Raw genomic sequence first — 17,046 nt, 5'->3', positions numbered from 1 at the left:
AAACGGGGCGGATGGTATCTCACCATCACGTACCCACGGGTTCGAACCCGGCGTTCGATTCGACTAGAGATTCAAGACAGAATTTGGAGAGCTTCCTATGAAAGCAATCGGGCTCGTGCTGCCCCTGGTAGCGCTATTGGCTGCCTGTGACGACAGCTCCTCCCCCGATGCCCCCGCTGCGCCACAACCGCAGAGTGAGCAAGCCAGCCCAGCCCCCGAGCCGGCCGCCGTGGAACGGGACAGCATCAGCGGCGCCTGGCGCCCCGACGGTGACAAAGCGGCGCGCATCCTGGTACTGGCCGAGGACGGTGAATTATTTCTGGTTGGCGACACCAAGCATCAGGGGTTGAGCTGGGAACGCCGCGACGATCAACTGATCCTGCGCTACCTGAATGGGCAGGATAACGTCAACGAGGCCGCCCTGAGCGCGGTCCTGGAGCAGGACACACTGGCCCTGGAAGGTCAGGACGGGGAACAGGATGAAAACGCCCCTTACTCCGGCGTTTACCAACGGGACAACGAAGCGGTGGAAGAGGTAACCGGCGAAATCACGTTCGCAGGCGATAGCAAGCTGCCCCCGCAAGCGATACTGGCCGTGACCTTGATGGACGCTAACCGGACACCTTTGCTGCAACGCCTGGTCCATCTGCGGGACACCCCGCAACCGTTCCATTTGTACCTGGCCAAGGGACGCCTCAAGGCCGGCACCGACTATGCGGTTAATGCCCGGGTCATTGTCGATGGCGGCGTCGTCATGAACACCGGAGACGCGCCTTTGCGGCGGGACGGCGAAGGGAATCTCGACACCTTGACCCTGACCGCTCATGACAGCGGCCCGGCACCGGTCAGCTTCGTCGGCCGCTACCTCTATCACGACGAGCAGGCCATCTTCATGCCCTGTGACAGCGACCGGCGATTGACGGTGGCCGGCGCCATGGCCGACGCCCTGGCCAAAGCTTACCAGCAGGCCGGGCTGGAACCCATGGCCCCCATGTTCATGGAACTGGACGGAACCCTGGAAAAACGGCGCGGCCAGGAAGCCGGCACACAGGTGGACGCGCTGGTGGTACGCGATTACCGCAATGTGAGAGAGCCCGAGCAGTGCGAGCAACCCTCCGCTCAGCTCACCAACACTTACTGGAAGCTGATTGACGTGAACGGCCAATCCGCCCCGTCCCCCGGTGAAGGCCAGAACCAGGTCCATTTGATCCTCGCCAGTGACAAGACCGTCAAAGGCGACACTGGTTGTAACCGGCTCACCGGCGGCTTCACCCTGGACGGGGAGCTTCTCCGTTTCGGTGAACTGGCCACTACCCGGCGCGCCTGCACCGGAGATAACGTCTCCGCCGCTTTTCTGGCCAGTCTGGAGCAAACCCGGGGCTTCCGAATCGATGGCGAGCGGCTTAGTCTCTACGACCAGGAGAGCCATCTACTGGCGGTGTTCACCGCGGAGTATCTGTAACCGAAACCTGAGAGGCTGGTCATGCGCATCCATTATCTGACCCATGTGCCCTTCGAGAAACTGGGGGCCATAGAGCCCTGGCTGGCCGCCAATGGCGCGCGCATCACCGCCACCCGCCTTTATCACGGTGAAGAGCTGCCCGACCCGGATGACCTGGACGCGCTGATCGTCATGGGCGGGCCCATGAGCGCGGACGATGAGCACCGCTACCCTTGGCTGGCGGACGAAAAGCGTTTTATCCGCGCCTGTATCGACGGCGGCCACAAAGTACTTGGTATCTGCCTGGGTGCCCAATTGATCGCTCGCGCGCTCGGGGCCCGGGTGCACAAGAATCCAGATAAGGAGATCGGTTTTTTCCCGGTGCAGAGCACCGAGCTGGGCCGCCAACACCCGCTGGGCAGTCTGTTCAACGACGCACCGGCGGTCTTTCACTGGCACGGTGACACCTTCGAAATCCCCAACGGCGCCCTGCATCTGGCCCACAGCTGGGGATGTGAGCACCAGGCATTCAGTTACGGCGACAACGTCCTGGCCCTGCAATTCCACCTGGAGATGGGCGAGGACAACGTCCGCACCTTGTGCCAGGAATGCGCCGCCGACCTCAGCCCCGGCCCCTGGACCCAGAGCATCACGGAAATCCTCAGCATGCCGCAGATCTTCACCGCCAATCAGCGTTTGTTGTCGGTGTTGCTGGGGCGTTTCTTCGGAATGCCGGTGGAGTAACCGCCGCGGATCCTCGGATAGGACAGTGGCTTCGACGTCCCTCCGTGGGAAACTTGCCTGCAAGCGAATGTGCCAACGCCAAACCGGGATTCGCCAGCAGGCTGGCTCCCACAGCTCATGCTACGAAGCCGCTGTGGGAGCTGCCTTGGCAGCGAATCAGCGTGTAGGCGCGCCGCTCAGGCGCTCTTGCGCGCCTGAGCTTCGGCCATGCGGCCGGCGGCGGAGAGGATCGCCTGCAGGGCGGCGGCGGTGGTGTCCGCGGCCAGCGCCACGGCGCTTTGCGTGTGACCGCCGACTTGCACCCGGACACAGGCCATGGCATTGGCTTCTGTGTTGTCGCCGAGGGAATACTCATCGAACGCTTCCACTTGCAACTGCCAGCCGTGCCGACGGTTGAGCGACTCCACCAGAGCGCCGACAGCGCCTTCGCCACGGCCGGACAGCACCGTCACCGGTGAACGCTCATCGCCAATGCTGATCTGCGCCTGCACACCTTCTTCGCCACGATGCAGGTCATAGGAACGCAGCGTCCAGCCATTCGGCACTTCCAGATAGTCACTGTTGAAGCGCTGATGTACCCGGTGGCTATCGATCTCGCCACCGTCTTGCTCGGCATCGGTCTGTACCCGTTTCGCCATTTCCTGCTGTAACCAGCGTGGCAGGCTGATGCCATAGTCCCTTTCCAGCACATGCGTCACCCCGCCTTTGCCGGACTGGGAGTTGATCCGCACCACTTCCTCGTAGCGCCGGCCCAGATCCGCCGGATCGATGGGCAGATAAGCCACACGCCAGATGTCACCGGGCTTGTACAGGCCGAGACACTTACGGATGGCGTCCTGGTGGCTGCCGGAAAAGGCGGTGAACACCAGGTCGCCGGCGTACGGATGACGAGGATGCGTGGGGATATCGGTGATCTCCTCCACCACCTGCACGATTTCCTTCATCCGCGAGAAATCAATTCCGGGATCGACCCCATGGGTATAGAGGTTCATGCCGCAGGTGACCAAATCCATGTTCCCGGTGCGCTCGCCATTACCCAGCAAGGTGCCTTCCACCCGGTCGGCGCCGGCCATCATCGACAGTTCCGCGGCGGCAACGCCACAGCCACGGTCGTTATGGGTATGGACACTGATCAGCACATGCTCCCGATAGCGGATGTTTTCATGCACGATCTCCACCTGATCGGCGAACACGTTCGGCGTGCTCACCTCCACCGTGGCCGGCAGGTTGATGATCACCCGCTGGCCCTGATCCGGGCGCCATACCTCATTCACGGCATCGATCACCTCAACGGCGAAATCGGTCTCCGTGGCACTGAAGGTCTCCGGCGAGTACTCAAAACTCCAATGGGTCTCCGGCTGCCGCGCCGCCATGTCACGCACCCAGGTGGCGGCCTGCACCGCTATGGCCTTGCAGCCTTCCTTGTCCACATTGAACACCTGATCGCGAAAGGTCGGTGAGGTGGCGTTGTAAATATGAACGATGGCGTTCCTGGCGCCACGTACCGCTTCGAAGGTGCGCTCGATCAGTTCGTGTCGTGACTGGGTAAGCACCTGGATATGGACATCGTCCGGCACCAGGTCTTCCTCGATCAGGGCCCGGCAGAAATCAAAATCGATCTGGCTGCCGGACGGGAAGCCCACCTCGATTTCCTTGAAGCCCACTTCCACCAACAGCTTGAAGAAACGTTTTTTCTGCGCCACCGACATGGGTTTGATCAGCGCCTGGTTACCATCACGCAGATCCACCGCGGCCCATAGCGGCGCCTGCTCGATGCGGCGGCCCGGCCACTTGCGATCCGGCTTGTCGACAGTAACGAAAGGACTGTATTTGCGATGATCGAAACTCATGAGGTGACTCCAATTGAAACCCTGGTAAGGGAAGCCCGTTTTTTTGGGTTCTGGGGGCCCGCCAGGCAGGCCCTCTGTCGTTCTCCGGGATCACCGGCCAACGCGGATCCGGGTACGACCACCGCCGGGTAGGGCGGGGCCGCTTCCGGTGTCGCCCGGACTTGTGACCCGTGACGACAAGAGACAGTTTACGTAGACAACAGGGCAATGTGCTTGCTTTTTTCTCTCAATTTTCGAATATTGAGCAATATTATCTCGAAAATCAGGCAAACACAGACAGGAATCGTCACACCAATGGAAAAACCGGCAAATCTGGACCGTACCGACGTCCGCATACTGCGAGCTCTCCAGGAAGACGGAGGTCTCACCAACCAACAACTGGCTGAGCGGGTCGGCCTGTCCCCCTCACCCTGCTCGCGCCGGGTACAAAAGCTGGAAGCGGCGGGGATCATCCTGCGGCGGGAAACGGTGCTGGATCCCCGGAAGCTGGGTCTGGATCTCACCGTCATGATTCAGGTCAGCATGGATCGCCACATTCCGGAGCGCTTCGCCAATTTCGAGGCCACCGTGTCGCGGTACCCGGAAGTGCAGCAATGCTATCTGGTCACCGGCCAGGAAGCAGACTACCTGCTCAAGGTGGTGGTGCCGGACATCGACCACTATCAGAACTTTCTGCTCAACAAGGTGACCCGCATCGAGGGTGTCAGCGGCGTGCACTCCAGCTTTGTAATGCGGCGGGTGATCGACACCAGTGCTTTACCTCTGGATTATCTGTAGTGAGAAGGGAACCCGGACGCGCGGACCACCGCGCGTCCTCACACGGCCCGGCGACAGCCGTTCAGGAGATACCGTGTTCGCGGGTCTCCCACCAGGGCCGGCGCAATTCGGTCTTCAGAATCTTGCCGGCGCCGGACATCGGCAGCGGCTGGTCGCGCACTTCCACGCTGCGGGGACATTTGTAGCCAGCGATACGGGCCTTGCAAAAAGCGATGAGTTCGTCACCGTCAATGGCTTCTCCAGGCTTTGGCAGAACCACCGCGTGAACCGCCTCCCCCCAATGATCGTCCGGAATACCGATGACCGCGCATTGCGCCACCGCCGGATGCTCGGCGATGGTATTTTCCACCTCGACGGAATAGACGTTCTCCCCACCGGAGATAATCATGTCTTTGACGCGGTCAACCACGAACAGATAGCCGTCGGCGTCCAGGTAACCGCCATCACCGGTATGCATCCAACCGTCGACGATCGCTTTGCCGGTTTCCTCGGGACGGTTCCAATACCCCTGCATCAGATTATCACCACGCGCCACGATCTCCCCGACCTGACCGGGCGGCAGCTGGTTATTGTCGTCACCAACAATACGCACCTCGACCCCCAGCGTGGCTCGTCCGGCGGATTTGTGAAGTCCTCGCTCACGCGCCTCTCCCAGATGGTTCTCAGGCGGGTTGAGGGTGGCGATCGGCGACAGCTCCGTCATACCGTAAAGTTGCACGAAACCGGCATCCGGGAGCCGTGCCAAAGCCCGGTCAAGCACCGCCTCGCTGATCGGTGAGGCGCCATACAGAACACGGCGAACCGACGACAAATCCGCGGACACCACGGCCTCGCTGTCGACCAGCATCTGGATCATGGTGGGCACCAGCAACATATCCGTGACACCGTGACGTTCCACCGCCGCGGTCAAGGCTTCCGGGCTGAACGCCTGGATAATGACGTTGGTACCGCCACACAACAGCTGCGAATACATCGCCGCGCCGTTGGCGAGATGGAACATCGGCGCCGCGTGAAGGTACACACTGCCTCTGGGAAACAGGCCTTCCGCCAGCGCGTTGAAGGCATTGGCGACCAGATTGCCGTGACTGAGCATCACTCCTTTCGAGCGGCCCGTGGTGCCACCGGTATAAAAGATACCGGCGAGATCATTCTGATCGCACATCACGTCCGCCACCGGGGCGGCCTCATTCAGCAGTGTCTCGTAATCAAGCAAACCCGTTGGCGACGCGCCATCATCAGCCCACACCACGGTGGTTGCCATACCGTCGTCGGCCAGTTCCCGTGCCGAGGGCTCGAAAGCCGCATCGACAAACAACAGGCGGGCACCACAGTCTTCCAAAGCCAGCGCGTTCTCCCTTGTGCTCCAGCGAATGTTCAGTGGCACGATGACCGCACCGGACCAGGCGCAAGCCAGATACAATTCAAGATAGCGGGCGCTATTGAGCATCAACACCGCAACCCGGTCTCCCGGCTTCACGCCATATTCGCCAAAAGCTCCTGCCAACCGGGCAACGCGGTCGCCCACCTCTGCCCAGGTGCGTGTGAGGTCACCTTCAATGATGGCGATTCCGTTTCGGTTAATCTGCTGCGCGCGGCGCAGGCCCTGAGTTATGTTCATTGCTTTCACTCCTGTTGAACCGCCTGCGGTTACCTTTGTTATTCTCGGTGAACTGCTCTCGTGAACGGCCCTGTCCCACCAATGCCCTGGAATCAGGTTTCCTCCACGGCCAGACTCCCGGTCAACTGCATGGCGTAGGTATCACCGATCTCCCGGGCGGTCATTTCACCATCCGCCCGATACCAATGCCCGACCCAGTTAATCGCCCCGGTAATGGCGAATACCGTCAAGCGCACATCACAAGGTTTGATCGAGCCGTCTTCCATCCCGCTGGTGAGAAAATCACGGAAATAACGGTCAATCAGACGTTTGCCTTCACGTACCTGATCGCGAGCCGGAGCGGAAAGTACGTGGTCGTCGACCCTTACCAGGCATTGACCAAAATCGAGTGTCATCACTTCGCAATAGTGACGGATCAAGGCACGCAAGCGGACCAGACCGGTATCCGGCTTCGCCAGGATACGTTCGATACCGGCCATCGCCTTTTCCTGCCCCAGCCGATAACACTCAACTAGAATCTCTTCCTTGCTGCGGAAATAGTTATAAAGAGCCGGCTTGGTAATATTGAGACGTTCCGCCACTTCATTAAGCGACGTACGATCGTAGCCCTGCTCCAAAAACAAACTCACCGCCACTCGCAATACCGCTCCACGCTTGACGTCTCTCTCACGGCGCCGAGCCTCGAAAGGCTTCCAAGGGGAAGCGGCCAGTTTCATTTCCGCCGCGGCGGCCCGCTTATCCGCGTCACCTGACATAGTTGCTCCTGGACATAGTTCTTCTGGACATAGTCGCTCCCGGTTCGATTGCTCACACCTGACAGGCCCTCACACCGGCTCATCGGTCTCCGAACTCTCTTGACGCCGGTTTTGCGCTGCGCCATTCTTCGATAAGTTACCGACCGGTAATACAAAGACTGACTAATCAGAAAAGCATTGTAAAGCCTATTTTCACGGGAGAAGGCCATGGGCGAATCAGTCAGAGTGGCGGGGGTCGGCATGATCCCCTTCGTCAAACCCGGCACCAGCGATAGCTACGACAAGATGGGCGAAACGGCGATTCGCCTCGCACTCGCTGATGCCGGCCTCGAGTACCGGGACATCCAACAGGCCTACGCCGGCTATGTGTACGGGGATTCCACCAGCGGACAGGCCGCGCTTTATCGAGCCGGCATGACCGGCATTCCGGTGCTTAACGTCAACAACAACTGCTCAACGGGATCCAGCGCGCTGTTTCTGGCCCGTCAGGCAGTGGCTTCCGGCATGGTCGACTGTTCGATTGCGCTGGGCTTCGAACAGATGGAGCCCGGTGCTTTGGGGGATGTATGGTCCGACCGCCCAAGCCCACTCAGCCGTTTCGTCGAGGCCGCCGATGAAAACGGAGACACATCCGGCATTCCCATGGCCATCAAGCTGTTCGGCGGTGCCGGACGTGAATACCAGCAACGCTACGGCGCCAGCGATGAAGCTTTTGCCTTGATCTCGGTTAAAGCGCGGCGCCACGCGGAACATAACGACAAAGCCATTTTCCGCAAACCGATCACCACCGAGGAAGTACTGGCGTCCGCCCCAATGTACGGGCCTCTCACACGCCTGCAATGTTGCCCGCCCACCTGCGGTGCCGCCGCCGCGATCCTGGTTTCGGAAGGTTTCGCCCGGCGCTTGGGGATTCAGGCCGACGTTGCTATCCGCGCCCAGGCGATGACGACGGACTTCCCATCCACCTTTTCGGAACAAAACCTCATGAAAGTGGTTGGCGCCGACCTTACCGCGGCCGCCGCGCAAAGCGTCTACGAAGAAGCGGGGCTCGGCCCCGAGGCGGTGGACGTGGTGGAACTCCACGATTGCTTCACCGCCAACGAAATCATCACCTATGAAGGGCTCGGGTTGACCCCGGAGGGTACCGCCGAACGTTTCATCATGGATGGCGATAACACCTACGGCGGCAAAGTCGTCACCAACCCCTCCGGCGGGCTGCTCTCCAAGGGCCACCCCCTTGGTGCCACCGGACTCGCACAGTGCGCCGAAATCGTCTGGCAGCTCAGGGGCCAATGCGGCCCGCGCCAGGTGGATGGCGCCCGCATCGGATTGCAGCACAACCTGGGTCTTGGTGGTGCTTGCGTGGTGACACTTTACCAGAGGATCTGATCATGACATCAAAGGCATTCTCGATCGATCCGCAATCCGCTGTCGGCCATGTCTTCGCTTCTCAACGCGCCTTCGTCGAGCCACGGCGCCTTAAATTCTTTCTCGAGACCATCGGCGAAACGAATCCGGTGTATCACGATACCCGGGCGGCTCGCGAAGCAGGCTATCGCGATATTCCGATTCCGCCGACCTATCTGTTCTGCCTGCAATCCCTCGACAACCCGGGCCCGCCAGCGGTGCTGGAACTGCTGGGAGTGGATATCGGCCGTATTCTTCACGGCGAACAGAAGTTTGCCTTCCATCACCCCGCCTGCGTTGGCGACGAGCTTGTTTTCACCACCCGCATCAGAGACATCACCAATAAAAAGGGCGGGACGCTCACCATGATCACCCAGGACATTCGCGTCGATAACGGCCATGACCAACACGTTGCGGATGTCGTCAGCATTATCGTGGTTCGAAACCCGCCCCATACCGCCGGAGCAACGCAATGAGTCACTGTCCCGCCGGTCCGACGTCCTTGACGGTCGGAGAGATTCCGGTAAACCGCCATTTCGATCCCATCACGCGTCATGAGCTGGCGCTTTATTGTGGTGCTTCCGGCGATCACAACCCGATCCATGTCGATATCGATTTCGCCCGATCTTCCGGCTTTCCCGATGTTTTCGCTCACGGCATGTTCATCATGGCGCGTTTGGGCGTGGCGCTGAACGAGGTGTTTCCGCCCTCATCGGTGCGGGAGTTCGGCGTACGCTTTACCGCCATCACACAGGTCGGAGCCGGGATCACCTGCCAGGGCCGTGTCACGGCTATAGAAATCATAGACGGTGAGCAGCGCGCCCGCCTGGAAATGACCGCCCGCGACCAGGATGGCGACATAAAACTCAAGGGCGAAGCGGTCGTCGCATTCGACCCGCAAGGAGAACAAGAATGACGGACAATAACGAAACGCTGGTGATCCACCCCCACGGCAAACTGAAAAAAAAGGTCGCCTTGATTACCGGTTCCGGACGCGGCATTGGCCGTGCCATCGCCCTCAAACTGGCTTCCGAAGGGGCCCGGGTGGTGGTCAATGATCTTGATCCCGACACCGGAGACGCGGTCGCCGCGGAGATTGCCGAAGCCGGCGGTGACGCCATTGCCATCAATGGCAGTGTGACCGAGGAAACGTTCCCGGAGCGGTTCGTACAAGGTGCCCTGGAGGCGTTCGGCGGCATCGATATTATCGTCAACAACGCCGGTTATACCTGGGACGCCACCATCGGCAAGATGACCGACGACATGTTCCAGGCGATGCTGGATGTGCACTTGGTTGCCCCCTTTCGCATCCTGCGCGCCGCTTCGGAACCGATCCGAATCATGGCGAAAAAGGAAGCCTCGGAAGGTCACGAGGTCTTTCGCAAGGTCGTCAACATCTCATCCATTGCCGGGCTATACGGCAACGCCGGCCAAGCCAGTTACTCCTCGGGCAAAGCCTCTTTATTGGGTCTGACTCGTACCCTGTGCAAGGAATGGGGCCGTTATAAGGTCAACGTCAACGCGGTCGCCTTCGGGTTGATTGAAACACGTCTCACCCAGGCTATCGAGGAAGAGCAAAAAACCATCGAAGTGGAAGGCAGAGCCATCAAAGTGGGCGTTCAGCCATCGTTACTGGACACCATGGCCAGGACCATTCCTCTCGGACGAGCTGGCCACCCGCAGGAAGCCGCCGATGCCGTCTATCTGTTCTGCGCACCGGAGTCCAATTACATCAGCGGTCAGATGCTGGTATGCGGTGGCGGTCTGCTCATGTGAGGGAACACTACCATTCCTTCGACACCGGAGAGAAAACCATGCCAACGGTGCTGCGTGAAGACCACGATGGCGTCGCCATCATCACACTGAATCGGCCCGCCGAATACAATGCACTTGACGACACGCTGATGCGGGAGCTGGACACCGTTACCGCCGCGGTGAGCGCGGACGCGGACATCCGCGCCATCCTGATAACCGGAGCGGGCAAAGGTTTCTGCTCCGGCGCGCAGTTGGGGGGAGACCTGTTCGAATCAGGCGCCGATATCGGTGCCCGTATGCGCCAGCATCTGCACCCTACTCTGGAAAGGCTGCGCGCTGGCCGCATTCCTGTGGTAACGGCAGTCAATGGCGCGGCTGCGGGCGCTGGTGTTGGCCTTGCACTGGCCGGCGATATCGTACTGGCCGCGCGCTCCGCTCGCTTTATTCTCAGCTTCGCCCGCCTCGGCGCGGCGCTGGACGCGGGAACCTCGTTGTTGGTGCAACGCGCCATCGGCGTGCCCCGTGCCCGGGCGCTGGCGTTGCTGGCCGAACCTCTCGACGCGCAGCAGGCCGCGGACTGGGGGCTGATCTGGCGCTGTGTCGACGACGACCAGCTTGGCGCCGAGGCCCTGCACGTGGCCCGTCAACTGGCCGGCGGGCCCGCTCTGGGCTTGGGCATGATTAAAACCCAGCTCAACAACGCCTGGGCCACTTCATTTACCGAGACACTGGATCATGAAGCCGATACGCAGTCGCTGGCGTTCATCACCGGGGATCTGAAGGAAGGATACCGTGCCTTCCTTGAAAAGCGGCCGCCGGTGTTTCGAGGTCGTTGAAGATGGGTTACGGATTATTCATAAGTCGTGCTCGCCCTCCCCCCAAGGAGTACCATTGAATTCATACTCGCACGGGAGGGCGTATGAAGCTGATCACCGTGACCGATATGCAGACCTTGATCCGGCGCGTCGGCCTGGAACCTTTCCTGGCGCTGGCCGTGGATGCCATCGAGGATTATCTGCGCCGCTGGCCGGAGTTACAACTCTCTCCCCGCCACGCCTTCCATTACCCTTTCGGCGTTACCGAACTGATGCCCTGCGCCGATGACCGGCTCTATGGCGTCAAATATGTGAACGGCCACCCGGGCAACCCGGCGCGCGGCAAACTCAGTGTCACCGCCATCGGCCTGCTGGCCGACGTGCCCAGCGGCTATCCGCTGATGATCAGTGAGATGACCTTGCTGACCGCGGTGCGGACCGCCGCCGTGGCGGCCCTGGCCGCCGGCCTGTTGGCGCGGCTGGAAAGCCAGCGGGTGGCGCTGATCGGATGTGGCGCCCAGGCCGAATTCCAGGTGCTGGCCCTGGCCAGCCGCCTGCCGGTGACGGAGGTGAGCTACTTCGACATCGACGGCGCCGCCATGGACAAATTCGCCGGCCATCTCGGTCACCGTTTCCATTTGCGGCGGGGACAGGACATTGCCGATACCCTCCGTGACGCCGATGTCTGGATCACGCTCACCGCCGCCAAGCAACACCAGTCCCTGATCGATGAAGCGCTGCTGCGCCCCGGCGTGCACATCAATGCCATGGGGGGTGATTGCCCGGGTAAAACGGAACTGTCGCCGGAAGTGATACACCGTTGCAAAACCGTGGTGGAGTATCGGCCGCAAAGCGAACTGGAAGGCGAGGTCCAGCAAACCGGGGCCGCCAGCGTCCATGCTGAATTATGGGAAGTGCTCACCGATCAGCGCCCCGGGCGTGACGACGATGATGAAATCACCCTGTTCGATGCCGTGGGTATCGCCGTGGAGGATCTGGCGGTGCTGGATCTGGTGGCGCGGTTGGCGGAGCGATACGACATCGGTAGCGAGGTGACCCTGGTACCGGATCTGGCCGATCCGAAGGATTTGTTTTCATTGGTGACGGGTGATTGACGATGCCTCAGGCCCACCCACGGCGTCGGCTGCCGCGGGACCACCACCAGGCACCCACCAGATCCGCCAATAGCCGCTGGGTGCGGCCAGCGCGGTCCAGGGACGGGTAGAACTCGGCGATTTCCAGGATCCGGCAGCGGTCCGGATCCACCCTCCGACACAACGCCTGGCACAAGGCCGAACCATTGAGGCCACCGACCACAGGCGTGGCCACCGCTGGCGCCTGACGCGGATGGATGGCGTCCAGATCGATGCTGATTCCATAGTGCTCGCAGTGCCGGTCCAGGTAAGCCAGCGCTCCGTCCAAAGCCCCGTCGATGCCGTCACGGCGCACCCGGGCCGCCTGAATCACTCGGACATTCAGGCGCTCCATGGCTTCCTGTTCGGCACGCTCATAACTGCGCACCCCGAACAGACACAGTGCTTCCGGCCGCAACCGGCAACGGCCGGGCATCAGCGACGCCAGTGACGGATCCGCCAGCCCCAGCAACGCCGCCAGCGGCATGCCATGCACATTGCCCGAAGGGGTGGTCATGAAGGTATGGCAATCCAGATGGGCATCGATCCACAGCAGTCCGAAGCGGCGCTCACCGACCGCCGCCATGGCGGCGTCCCACACCGCTATGGCGTTGGCGTGATCGCCGCCGAGCACGAACAATGGCCGGCCGCTGCTCAGTTCGTTGTACACGCCGTCCCGAAGTCTGCTCAGGTAATCGGCCAGAGCGGGCGGGCCGGACGCGTTGTCCGGTGGCGTTAAACAGCCGCGCCAGTCCAACGTCAGACCATGGCGCTGCCGCAGTCTTCGCCACAACGGCGTCAAGCGGATATCTCCGGGCCGCCAGGGCCTTTCCGGTCGCCGCCCACCCAGATAGGACGGCGCCGCCAGCGCGGGTAACGACAACATGGCCAATCCTCGCCGAAACCGCCCGTCGCGGTTATCCTCAAAACAGACGTGACTCTTTTCGCACGCCCCGTTGCCATCAGCATACCCTGTTGCTGGCACCATGGAGAGCCTGGAGATCGACACCATGATCCCACCGCTTGCCGACCTGCCCGACCCCGGCCCCGACCTGGCCCCGTTGCGGGCGCTTCATCTGGCGGATCAGAACACCCTGATCGCCGACCTGTTGCCCGCTCTGCAGCTCGCCGAAGCGGACCGGCAGGCCATCGCCGCCGAATGCCAGTCTCTGGTGGAGGCGGCCCGCGCCGCCCGCCCGGCCCTGTTCGAGCAGTTCCTGCACAGCTGGCGCCTGAATTCCCGCGAGGGCCGTCTGCTGCTGACGATGGCGGAGGCTCTGCTGCGCATTCCCGACGCCGATAACGCCAACGATCTGATCCATGACTTGCTGACCCGCGGCGACTGGAACCTGCCGGACGACGACGCTCCGACATTGATACAGATCGCCGCCCGCGGCCTGTCCCTGTCAGCTCGCTGGCTGGAACAGGATGAAAGTCTTCCAGATGCCTGGCATGGGCTGCGCCGGCGTCTCGGAGACCCACTGTTCCGCCGCGCCCTGGTGCAGGGTGTGCAACTGATTGCCCGTCAGTTCGTGCTCGGCGAAACCCTGCCACAAGCTCTGCGGCGCCGCGATCCATCGCTGCGTTATTCCTTCGATATGCTCGGTGAAGCAGCGCAGAGCGATGCCGAAGCCAAGCACTACCATCACCAGTATCGCCAGGCCATCGAGGTGCTCGCCGGTCAGGACCCGGGCCTGCCGGTGCTGGCCCGGGACGGCATCTCCATCAAGCTGTCCGCGCTCCATCCCCGTTTCGAATTTGCCCAGTGGGCGACCGTGCAGGAGCAATTGTGGCCACGCTTGCAGGATCTGGTGTCCCGCGCCGCCGCCATCGGCATTCCGGTAACCCTGGACGCGGAGGAGGCGGACCGCCTGGAGATCGGTCTGCGTCTGTTCGGGCAAGCTCTCTCCCTGCCGGAAGTGGCTGATTGGCAAGGACTGGGCGTGGCGGTGCAGGCCTACCAGAAAAGGGCCCCGGTAGTGATCGACTGGCTGGCCGATCAGGCGCGCGAACATAATCTGAAATTGCCGGTGCGACTGGTGAAAGGGGCGTACTGGGACACCGAGATCAAGCTGGCTCAACAGCAGAGCCTGTGTGATTACCCGGTCCATACCCGTAAAGTGCATACCGACATCAGTTACCTGGCCTGCGCCAAACGACTGCTGTCCGAACCAAAGTGTTTTTATCCGCAATTCGCCACGCACAATTGCCACACCCTGGCCTGGCTGCATCATCATCTGGACGGTTTCACCGGCGACGCCGAATTCCAGCGGCTGGCCGGCATGGGCGAAGCCCAGCACCGGGTCTTCGTTGAACGGCACGGCTATCCACTGCGCCTGTACGCCCCCGTGGGCCCGTTTAATACGCTGCTGCCCTATCTGGTCCGGCGTCTGATGGAAAACGGCAGCAGCCAGTCCTTCGTCAATTTGCTGTTGGATGAACACATCGCGGCGGAACAGTTGGCGGTGGACCCTACCCTGAACTGGCGCCCTGCCCGGGAACAACCACAGGAACTGCTACCACCACCAGAACGGTTCACGCCCCGCCAGGTACCGACACTACCTTCACTGACCGACCCTGACGTTCTGCATTCATTACGGCAATCCCTGCATCAATGGCACGATCACCGCTGGCGCGCCGGAGCGTCGAACGATCAGCCCCGGCCTCGCCACAGCCCCGCCGACGGCCGCGAACTCGGAGAAGTTTTCCTTGCCGACGCTGACACGGTCCATCAGGCCTATGCCCAGGCGCGGGAGGCCTTCGTGGATTGGAGCCATCAGCCAGTGCCGGAACGAGCGGACATCGTGCGACGTTTCGCCGGTTTGCTGGAACAGCATCAGTCGGAACTGCTTTATTTGCTCATGCTGGAAGGGGGCAAGACCTTCGCCGACGCCTTCGCCGACTGGCGCGAAGCCCATGACTTCTGTGGCTACTACGCGCAACAGGCGGAGACACTGCAGGGGACACCGCTGGTCCTGGAGCATGTCAGCGGTGAGGCCAACCAACTGACCTGGCATGCCCGTGGCGTCTTCCTTTGCATTAGCCCCTGGAATTTTCCGCTGGCGATTTTTTGCGGGCAGGTTCTCGCGGCACTGGTCAGTGGCAACACGGTACTGGCCAAGCCCGCTTCCGACACACCCTTCATCGCCTGGCGGGCGGTGCAACTGCTGCACGAGGCGGGCGTGCCAGAGGCGGCGCTGCATTTCATCGGTGGCGAGGCCAGCCAAATCAGCGACGCGCTGCTTAACGATTCTGCCCTCGCCGGAGTAGCGGTGACCGGAAGCACCGCCACCGCGAAACATATCGAACGCACCCTGGCCGCCCGTGACGGTCCCCTGCTGCCGCTGATCGCCGAAACCGGCGGGCTCAATGTCCTGATCGCCGACAGCTCCGCGCTACCTGAGCAACTGGTTCGGGATGTACTGACCAGCGCCTGTACCAGCGCCGGGCAGCGCTGCTCCGCCCTGCGGGTGCTGCTGGTGGAGGACACCTTGCTTGACCGCCTGTTGCCCAAACTCGAGGGCGCCATGGCATCCCTGAAAATAGGCCATCCCGCCTTGCTGGCCAGCGACGTCGGGCCGGTCATCAATGCCGGCGCCCGCGATCAACTGGAACAGGCCCGCGCTGAGTTGCGCCGCCACGCTCGCTGGAGCACGGTCACGCCGGAAGTTGACCCGGCTCTTGGCGAACAGGGATTCTACGTGGCGCCGGAAGCGGCGCTGGTGGAGTGGGAACACCTGCCTGAAGAAGAAATTTTCGGGCCGCTGCTGTACATCGCCGCTTGGCGTCACGATGAGCGGGACAAAGTGATCGACTACATCGAGCGCACCGGCTACGGCCTCACCCTGGGCATTCACAGCCGTATCCAGGCGCACATCGATGACTGGGTGGAGCGAGTCCGCGTCGGCAACCTGTACATCAACCGTAACCAGATCGGCGCCGTACCCGGCTGCCAACCGTTCGGTGGCGAACGCCTCTCCGGCACCGGCTTCAAGGCTGGCGGCCCGCACTACCTGATGCGCTTTTGCACCGAACGGGTGATTACCGACAACCGCTCGGCCCTTGGCATCGATCCGGAACTGGTGAATCTGGGAGACGGCCCCTAGACTGGTTCTCATGAGCGATACCAAAACCCTGCTGATCGTGGCCCATGCGCCCTCGCCCAACACTCGCAAACTGGTGGACGCCGCCCTGCACGGCGCCGGCCATGACGACATCGAGAATGTCCGCGCGATCTGGAAACCACCGCTGGAAGCCGGCCCCGATGACGTGATGGCCTGCGATGCCATTCTGCTCGGCACCACCGAGAATCTGGGCTACATGAGCGGCGCGCTGAAAGACTTCTTCGACCGTACCTACTACGCCGTACTGGAACACAAACAGGGACTGCCCTGCGCGCTTTATATCCGCGCCGGCCACGACGGCACCGGCACCCGACGCGCCATCGAATCCATCGTCACCGGCCTGCGCTGGAACTGGGTGCAGCCGCCACTGGTCTGTCGCGGCGATTGGCAGGATGTTTTTGTGGACCAGGTGGAGGAACTGGGGCTGTATCTTGCCGCCGGTCTGGACAACAGTATTTTTTAGCTCTACTTCCTCCCATCGCGTCGAAACTGTGGCCAGACATTTCCTGCCCGATATCCATGCCTGAGAAACCCCCATATTTCTGTGAGAAATAGCCTGCCATTCCGAAAATTGATTTGAGAAATAACCAGCTCAAATTTACCGTTTCAACACCCCTTTTCAAACTT

At 61.5% G+C, this 17,046-nt stretch carries 15 protein-coding genes; 11 read left to right on the top strand and 4 right to left on the bottom strand.

What is annotated here, in order from left to right; genetic code table 11:
* Positions 1-97: 97 nt before the first annotated feature.
* Both MA04_RS05090 and MA04_RS05085 read left to right on the top strand, forming a co-directional pair.
* Positions 98-1,462: an META domain-containing protein gene (locus tag MA04_RS05090; RefSeq protein ID WP_262459666.1), complete on the top strand. Its 1,365-nt coding sequence runs from the start codon at positions 98-100 to the stop codon at positions 1,460-1,462.
* Positions 1,463-1,483: 21 nt separating this feature from the next.
* Positions 1,484-2,185: a type 1 glutamine amidotransferase gene (locus MA04_RS05085; RefSeq protein ID WP_262459665.1), complete on the top strand. Its 702-nt coding sequence runs from the start codon at positions 1,484-1,486 to the stop codon at positions 2,183-2,185.
* A gap of 176 nt (positions 2,186-2,361) precedes the next feature.
* Here the strand turns inward: MA04_RS05085 and MA04_RS05080 are convergent, their stop codons facing one another.
* The gene (locus MA04_RS05080; protein WP_163121779.1) at positions 2,362-4,035 is read right to left on the bottom strand and encodes a 2-isopropylmalate synthase; all 1,674 of its coding nucleotides are present in this window, start codon (positions 4,033-4,035) and stop codon (positions 2,362-2,364) included.
* A 294-nt stretch (positions 4,036-4,329) separates the two neighbouring features.
* Between MA04_RS05080 and MA04_RS05075 the strand changes: the two genes are divergently transcribed.
* Complete coding sequence (locus MA04_RS05075) at positions 4,330-4,812, top strand: Lrp/AsnC family transcriptional regulator (protein WP_022993629.1); 483 nt, start codon at positions 4,330-4,332, stop codon at positions 4,810-4,812.
* Between the two features lie 61 nt (positions 4,813-4,873).
* Here the strand turns inward: MA04_RS05075 and MA04_RS05070 are convergent, their stop codons facing one another.
* Both MA04_RS05070 and MA04_RS05065 read right to left on the bottom strand, forming a co-directional pair.
* Positions 4,874-6,430, bottom strand: a complete 1,557-nt coding sequence (locus tag MA04_RS05070; RefSeq protein ID WP_262459664.1) for a long-chain-fatty-acid--CoA ligase — start codon at positions 6,428-6,430, stop codon at positions 4,874-4,876.
* A gap of 92 nt (positions 6,431-6,522) precedes the next feature.
* Positions 6,523-7,185 carry a TetR/AcrR family transcriptional regulator gene (locus tag MA04_RS05065; protein ID WP_262459663.1) on the bottom strand — a complete coding sequence of 221 codons (663 nt, stop codon included), beginning with the start codon at positions 7,183-7,185 and terminating at the stop codon, positions 6,523-6,525.
* 207 nt (positions 7,186-7,392) lie between these two features.
* On the opposite strand from MA04_RS05065, the gene MA04_RS05060 reads away from it, so the two are divergent.
* The 6 genes from MA04_RS05060 (at position 7,393) to MA04_RS05035 (ending at position 12,277) form a co-directional block, all read left to right on the top strand.
* Entirely contained in the window at positions 7,393-8,574 is a 1,182-nt protein-coding gene (locus MA04_RS05060; protein ID WP_262459662.1) for a lipid-transfer protein, read from the top strand.
* A gap of 2 nt (positions 8,575-8,576) precedes the next feature.
* Complete coding sequence (locus tag MA04_RS05055) at positions 8,577-9,068, top strand: MaoC family dehydratase N-terminal domain-containing protein (protein WP_262459661.1); 492 nt, start codon at positions 8,577-8,579, stop codon at positions 9,066-9,068.
* Positions 9,065-9,508, top strand: a complete 444-nt coding sequence (locus tag MA04_RS05050) for a MaoC/PaaZ C-terminal domain-containing protein (protein WP_262459660.1) — start codon at positions 9,065-9,067, stop codon at positions 9,506-9,508. The genes MA04_RS05055 and MA04_RS05050 overlap by 4 nt, the downstream gene beginning before the upstream one ends.
* Positions 9,505-10,368, top strand: coding sequence for an SDR family NAD(P)-dependent oxidoreductase (locus MA04_RS05045; protein WP_262459659.1), 864 nt, complete (start codon positions 9,505-9,507; stop codon positions 10,366-10,368). The genes MA04_RS05050 and MA04_RS05045 overlap by 4 nt, the downstream gene beginning before the upstream one ends.
* Positions 10,369-10,406: 38 nt before the next feature.
* Entirely contained in the window at positions 10,407-11,183 is a 777-nt protein-coding gene (locus MA04_RS05040; protein WP_262459658.1) for an enoyl-CoA hydratase-related protein, read from the top strand.
* A gap of 83 nt (positions 11,184-11,266) precedes the next feature.
* A complete protein-coding gene (locus MA04_RS05035; RefSeq protein WP_262459657.1) occupies positions 11,267-12,277 on the top strand; it encodes an ornithine cyclodeaminase in 1,011 nt (336 codons plus the stop codon).
* 7 nt (positions 12,278-12,284) lie between these two features.
* On the opposite strand, the gene MA04_RS05030 is transcribed toward MA04_RS05035, so the two are convergent.
* On the bottom strand, positions 12,285-13,181 hold the full coding sequence (locus tag MA04_RS05030) for an arginase family protein (protein WP_262459656.1): 897 nt from the start codon (positions 13,179-13,181) through the stop codon (positions 12,285-12,287).
* Between the two features lie 124 nt (positions 13,182-13,305).
* Here MA04_RS05030 and putA point away from each other — a divergent pair, with 124 nt between their 5' ends.
* Entirely contained in the window at positions 13,306-16,401 is a 3,096-nt protein-coding gene (putA, locus tag MA04_RS05025) for a bifunctional proline dehydrogenase/L-glutamate gamma-semialdehyde dehydrogenase PutA (RefSeq protein WP_262459655.1), read from the top strand.
* Between the two features lie 10 nt (positions 16,402-16,411).
* Positions 16,412-16,882, top strand: a complete 471-nt coding sequence (locus tag MA04_RS05020; RefSeq protein ID WP_163121799.1) for a flavodoxin family protein — start codon at positions 16,412-16,414, stop codon at positions 16,880-16,882.
* Positions 16,883-17,046 lie beyond the last annotated feature (164 nt).

Origin of the sequence: Alloalcanivorax balearicus MACL04 (assembly GCF_025532145.1) — a bacterium.
Taxonomy (GTDB): domain Bacteria; phylum Pseudomonadota; class Gammaproteobacteria; order Pseudomonadales; family Alcanivoracaceae; genus Alloalcanivorax; species Alloalcanivorax balearicus.
This window is presented reverse-complemented; position numbering and strand designations above follow the sequence as displayed.

Excerpts from the sequence above, each read along its gene's own strand:
- MA04_RS05090 (WP_262459666.1), top strand. The coding sequence starts at position 98 with ATGAAAGCAATCGGGCTCGTGCTGCCCCTGGTAGCGCTATTGGCTGCC.
- MA04_RS05085 (WP_262459665.1), top strand. The coding sequence starts at position 1,484 with ATGCGCATCCATTATCTGACCCATGTGCCCTTCGAGAAACTGGGGGCC.
- MA04_RS05080 (WP_163121779.1), bottom strand. The coding sequence starts at position 4,035 with ATGAGTTTCGATCATCGCAAATACAGTCCTTTCGTTACTGTCGACAAG.
- MA04_RS05075 (WP_022993629.1), top strand. The coding sequence starts at position 4,330 with ATGGAAAAACCGGCAAATCTGGACCGTACCGACGTCCGCATACTGCGA.
- MA04_RS05070 (WP_262459664.1), bottom strand. The coding sequence starts at position 6,430 with ATGAACATAACTCAGGGCCTGCGCCGCGCGCAGCAGATTAACCGAAAC.
- MA04_RS05065 (WP_262459663.1), bottom strand. The coding sequence starts at position 7,185 with ATGTCAGGTGACGCGGATAAGCGGGCCGCCGCGGCGGAAATGAAACTG.
- MA04_RS05060 (WP_262459662.1), top strand. The coding sequence starts at position 7,393 with ATGGGCGAATCAGTCAGAGTGGCGGGGGTCGGCATGATCCCCTTCGTC.
- MA04_RS05055 (WP_262459661.1), top strand. The coding sequence starts at position 8,577 with ATGACATCAAAGGCATTCTCGATCGATCCGCAATCCGCTGTCGGCCAT.
- MA04_RS05050 (WP_262459660.1), top strand. The coding sequence starts at position 9,065 with ATGAGTCACTGTCCCGCCGGTCCGACGTCCTTGACGGTCGGAGAGATT.
- MA04_RS05045 (WP_262459659.1), top strand. The coding sequence starts at position 9,505 with ATGACGGACAATAACGAAACGCTGGTGATCCACCCCCACGGCAAACTG.
- MA04_RS05040 (WP_262459658.1), top strand. The coding sequence starts at position 10,407 with ATGCCAACGGTGCTGCGTGAAGACCACGATGGCGTCGCCATCATCACA.
- MA04_RS05035 (WP_262459657.1), top strand. The coding sequence starts at position 11,267 with ATGAAGCTGATCACCGTGACCGATATGCAGACCTTGATCCGGCGCGTC.
- MA04_RS05030 (WP_262459656.1), bottom strand. The coding sequence starts at position 13,181 with ATGTTGTCGTTACCCGCGCTGGCGGCGCCGTCCTATCTGGGTGGGCGG.
- putA (WP_262459655.1), top strand. The coding sequence starts at position 13,306 with ATGATCCCACCGCTTGCCGACCTGCCCGACCCCGGCCCCGACCTGGCC.
- MA04_RS05020 (WP_163121799.1), top strand. The coding sequence starts at position 16,412 with ATGAGCGATACCAAAACCCTGCTGATCGTGGCCCATGCGCCCTCGCCC.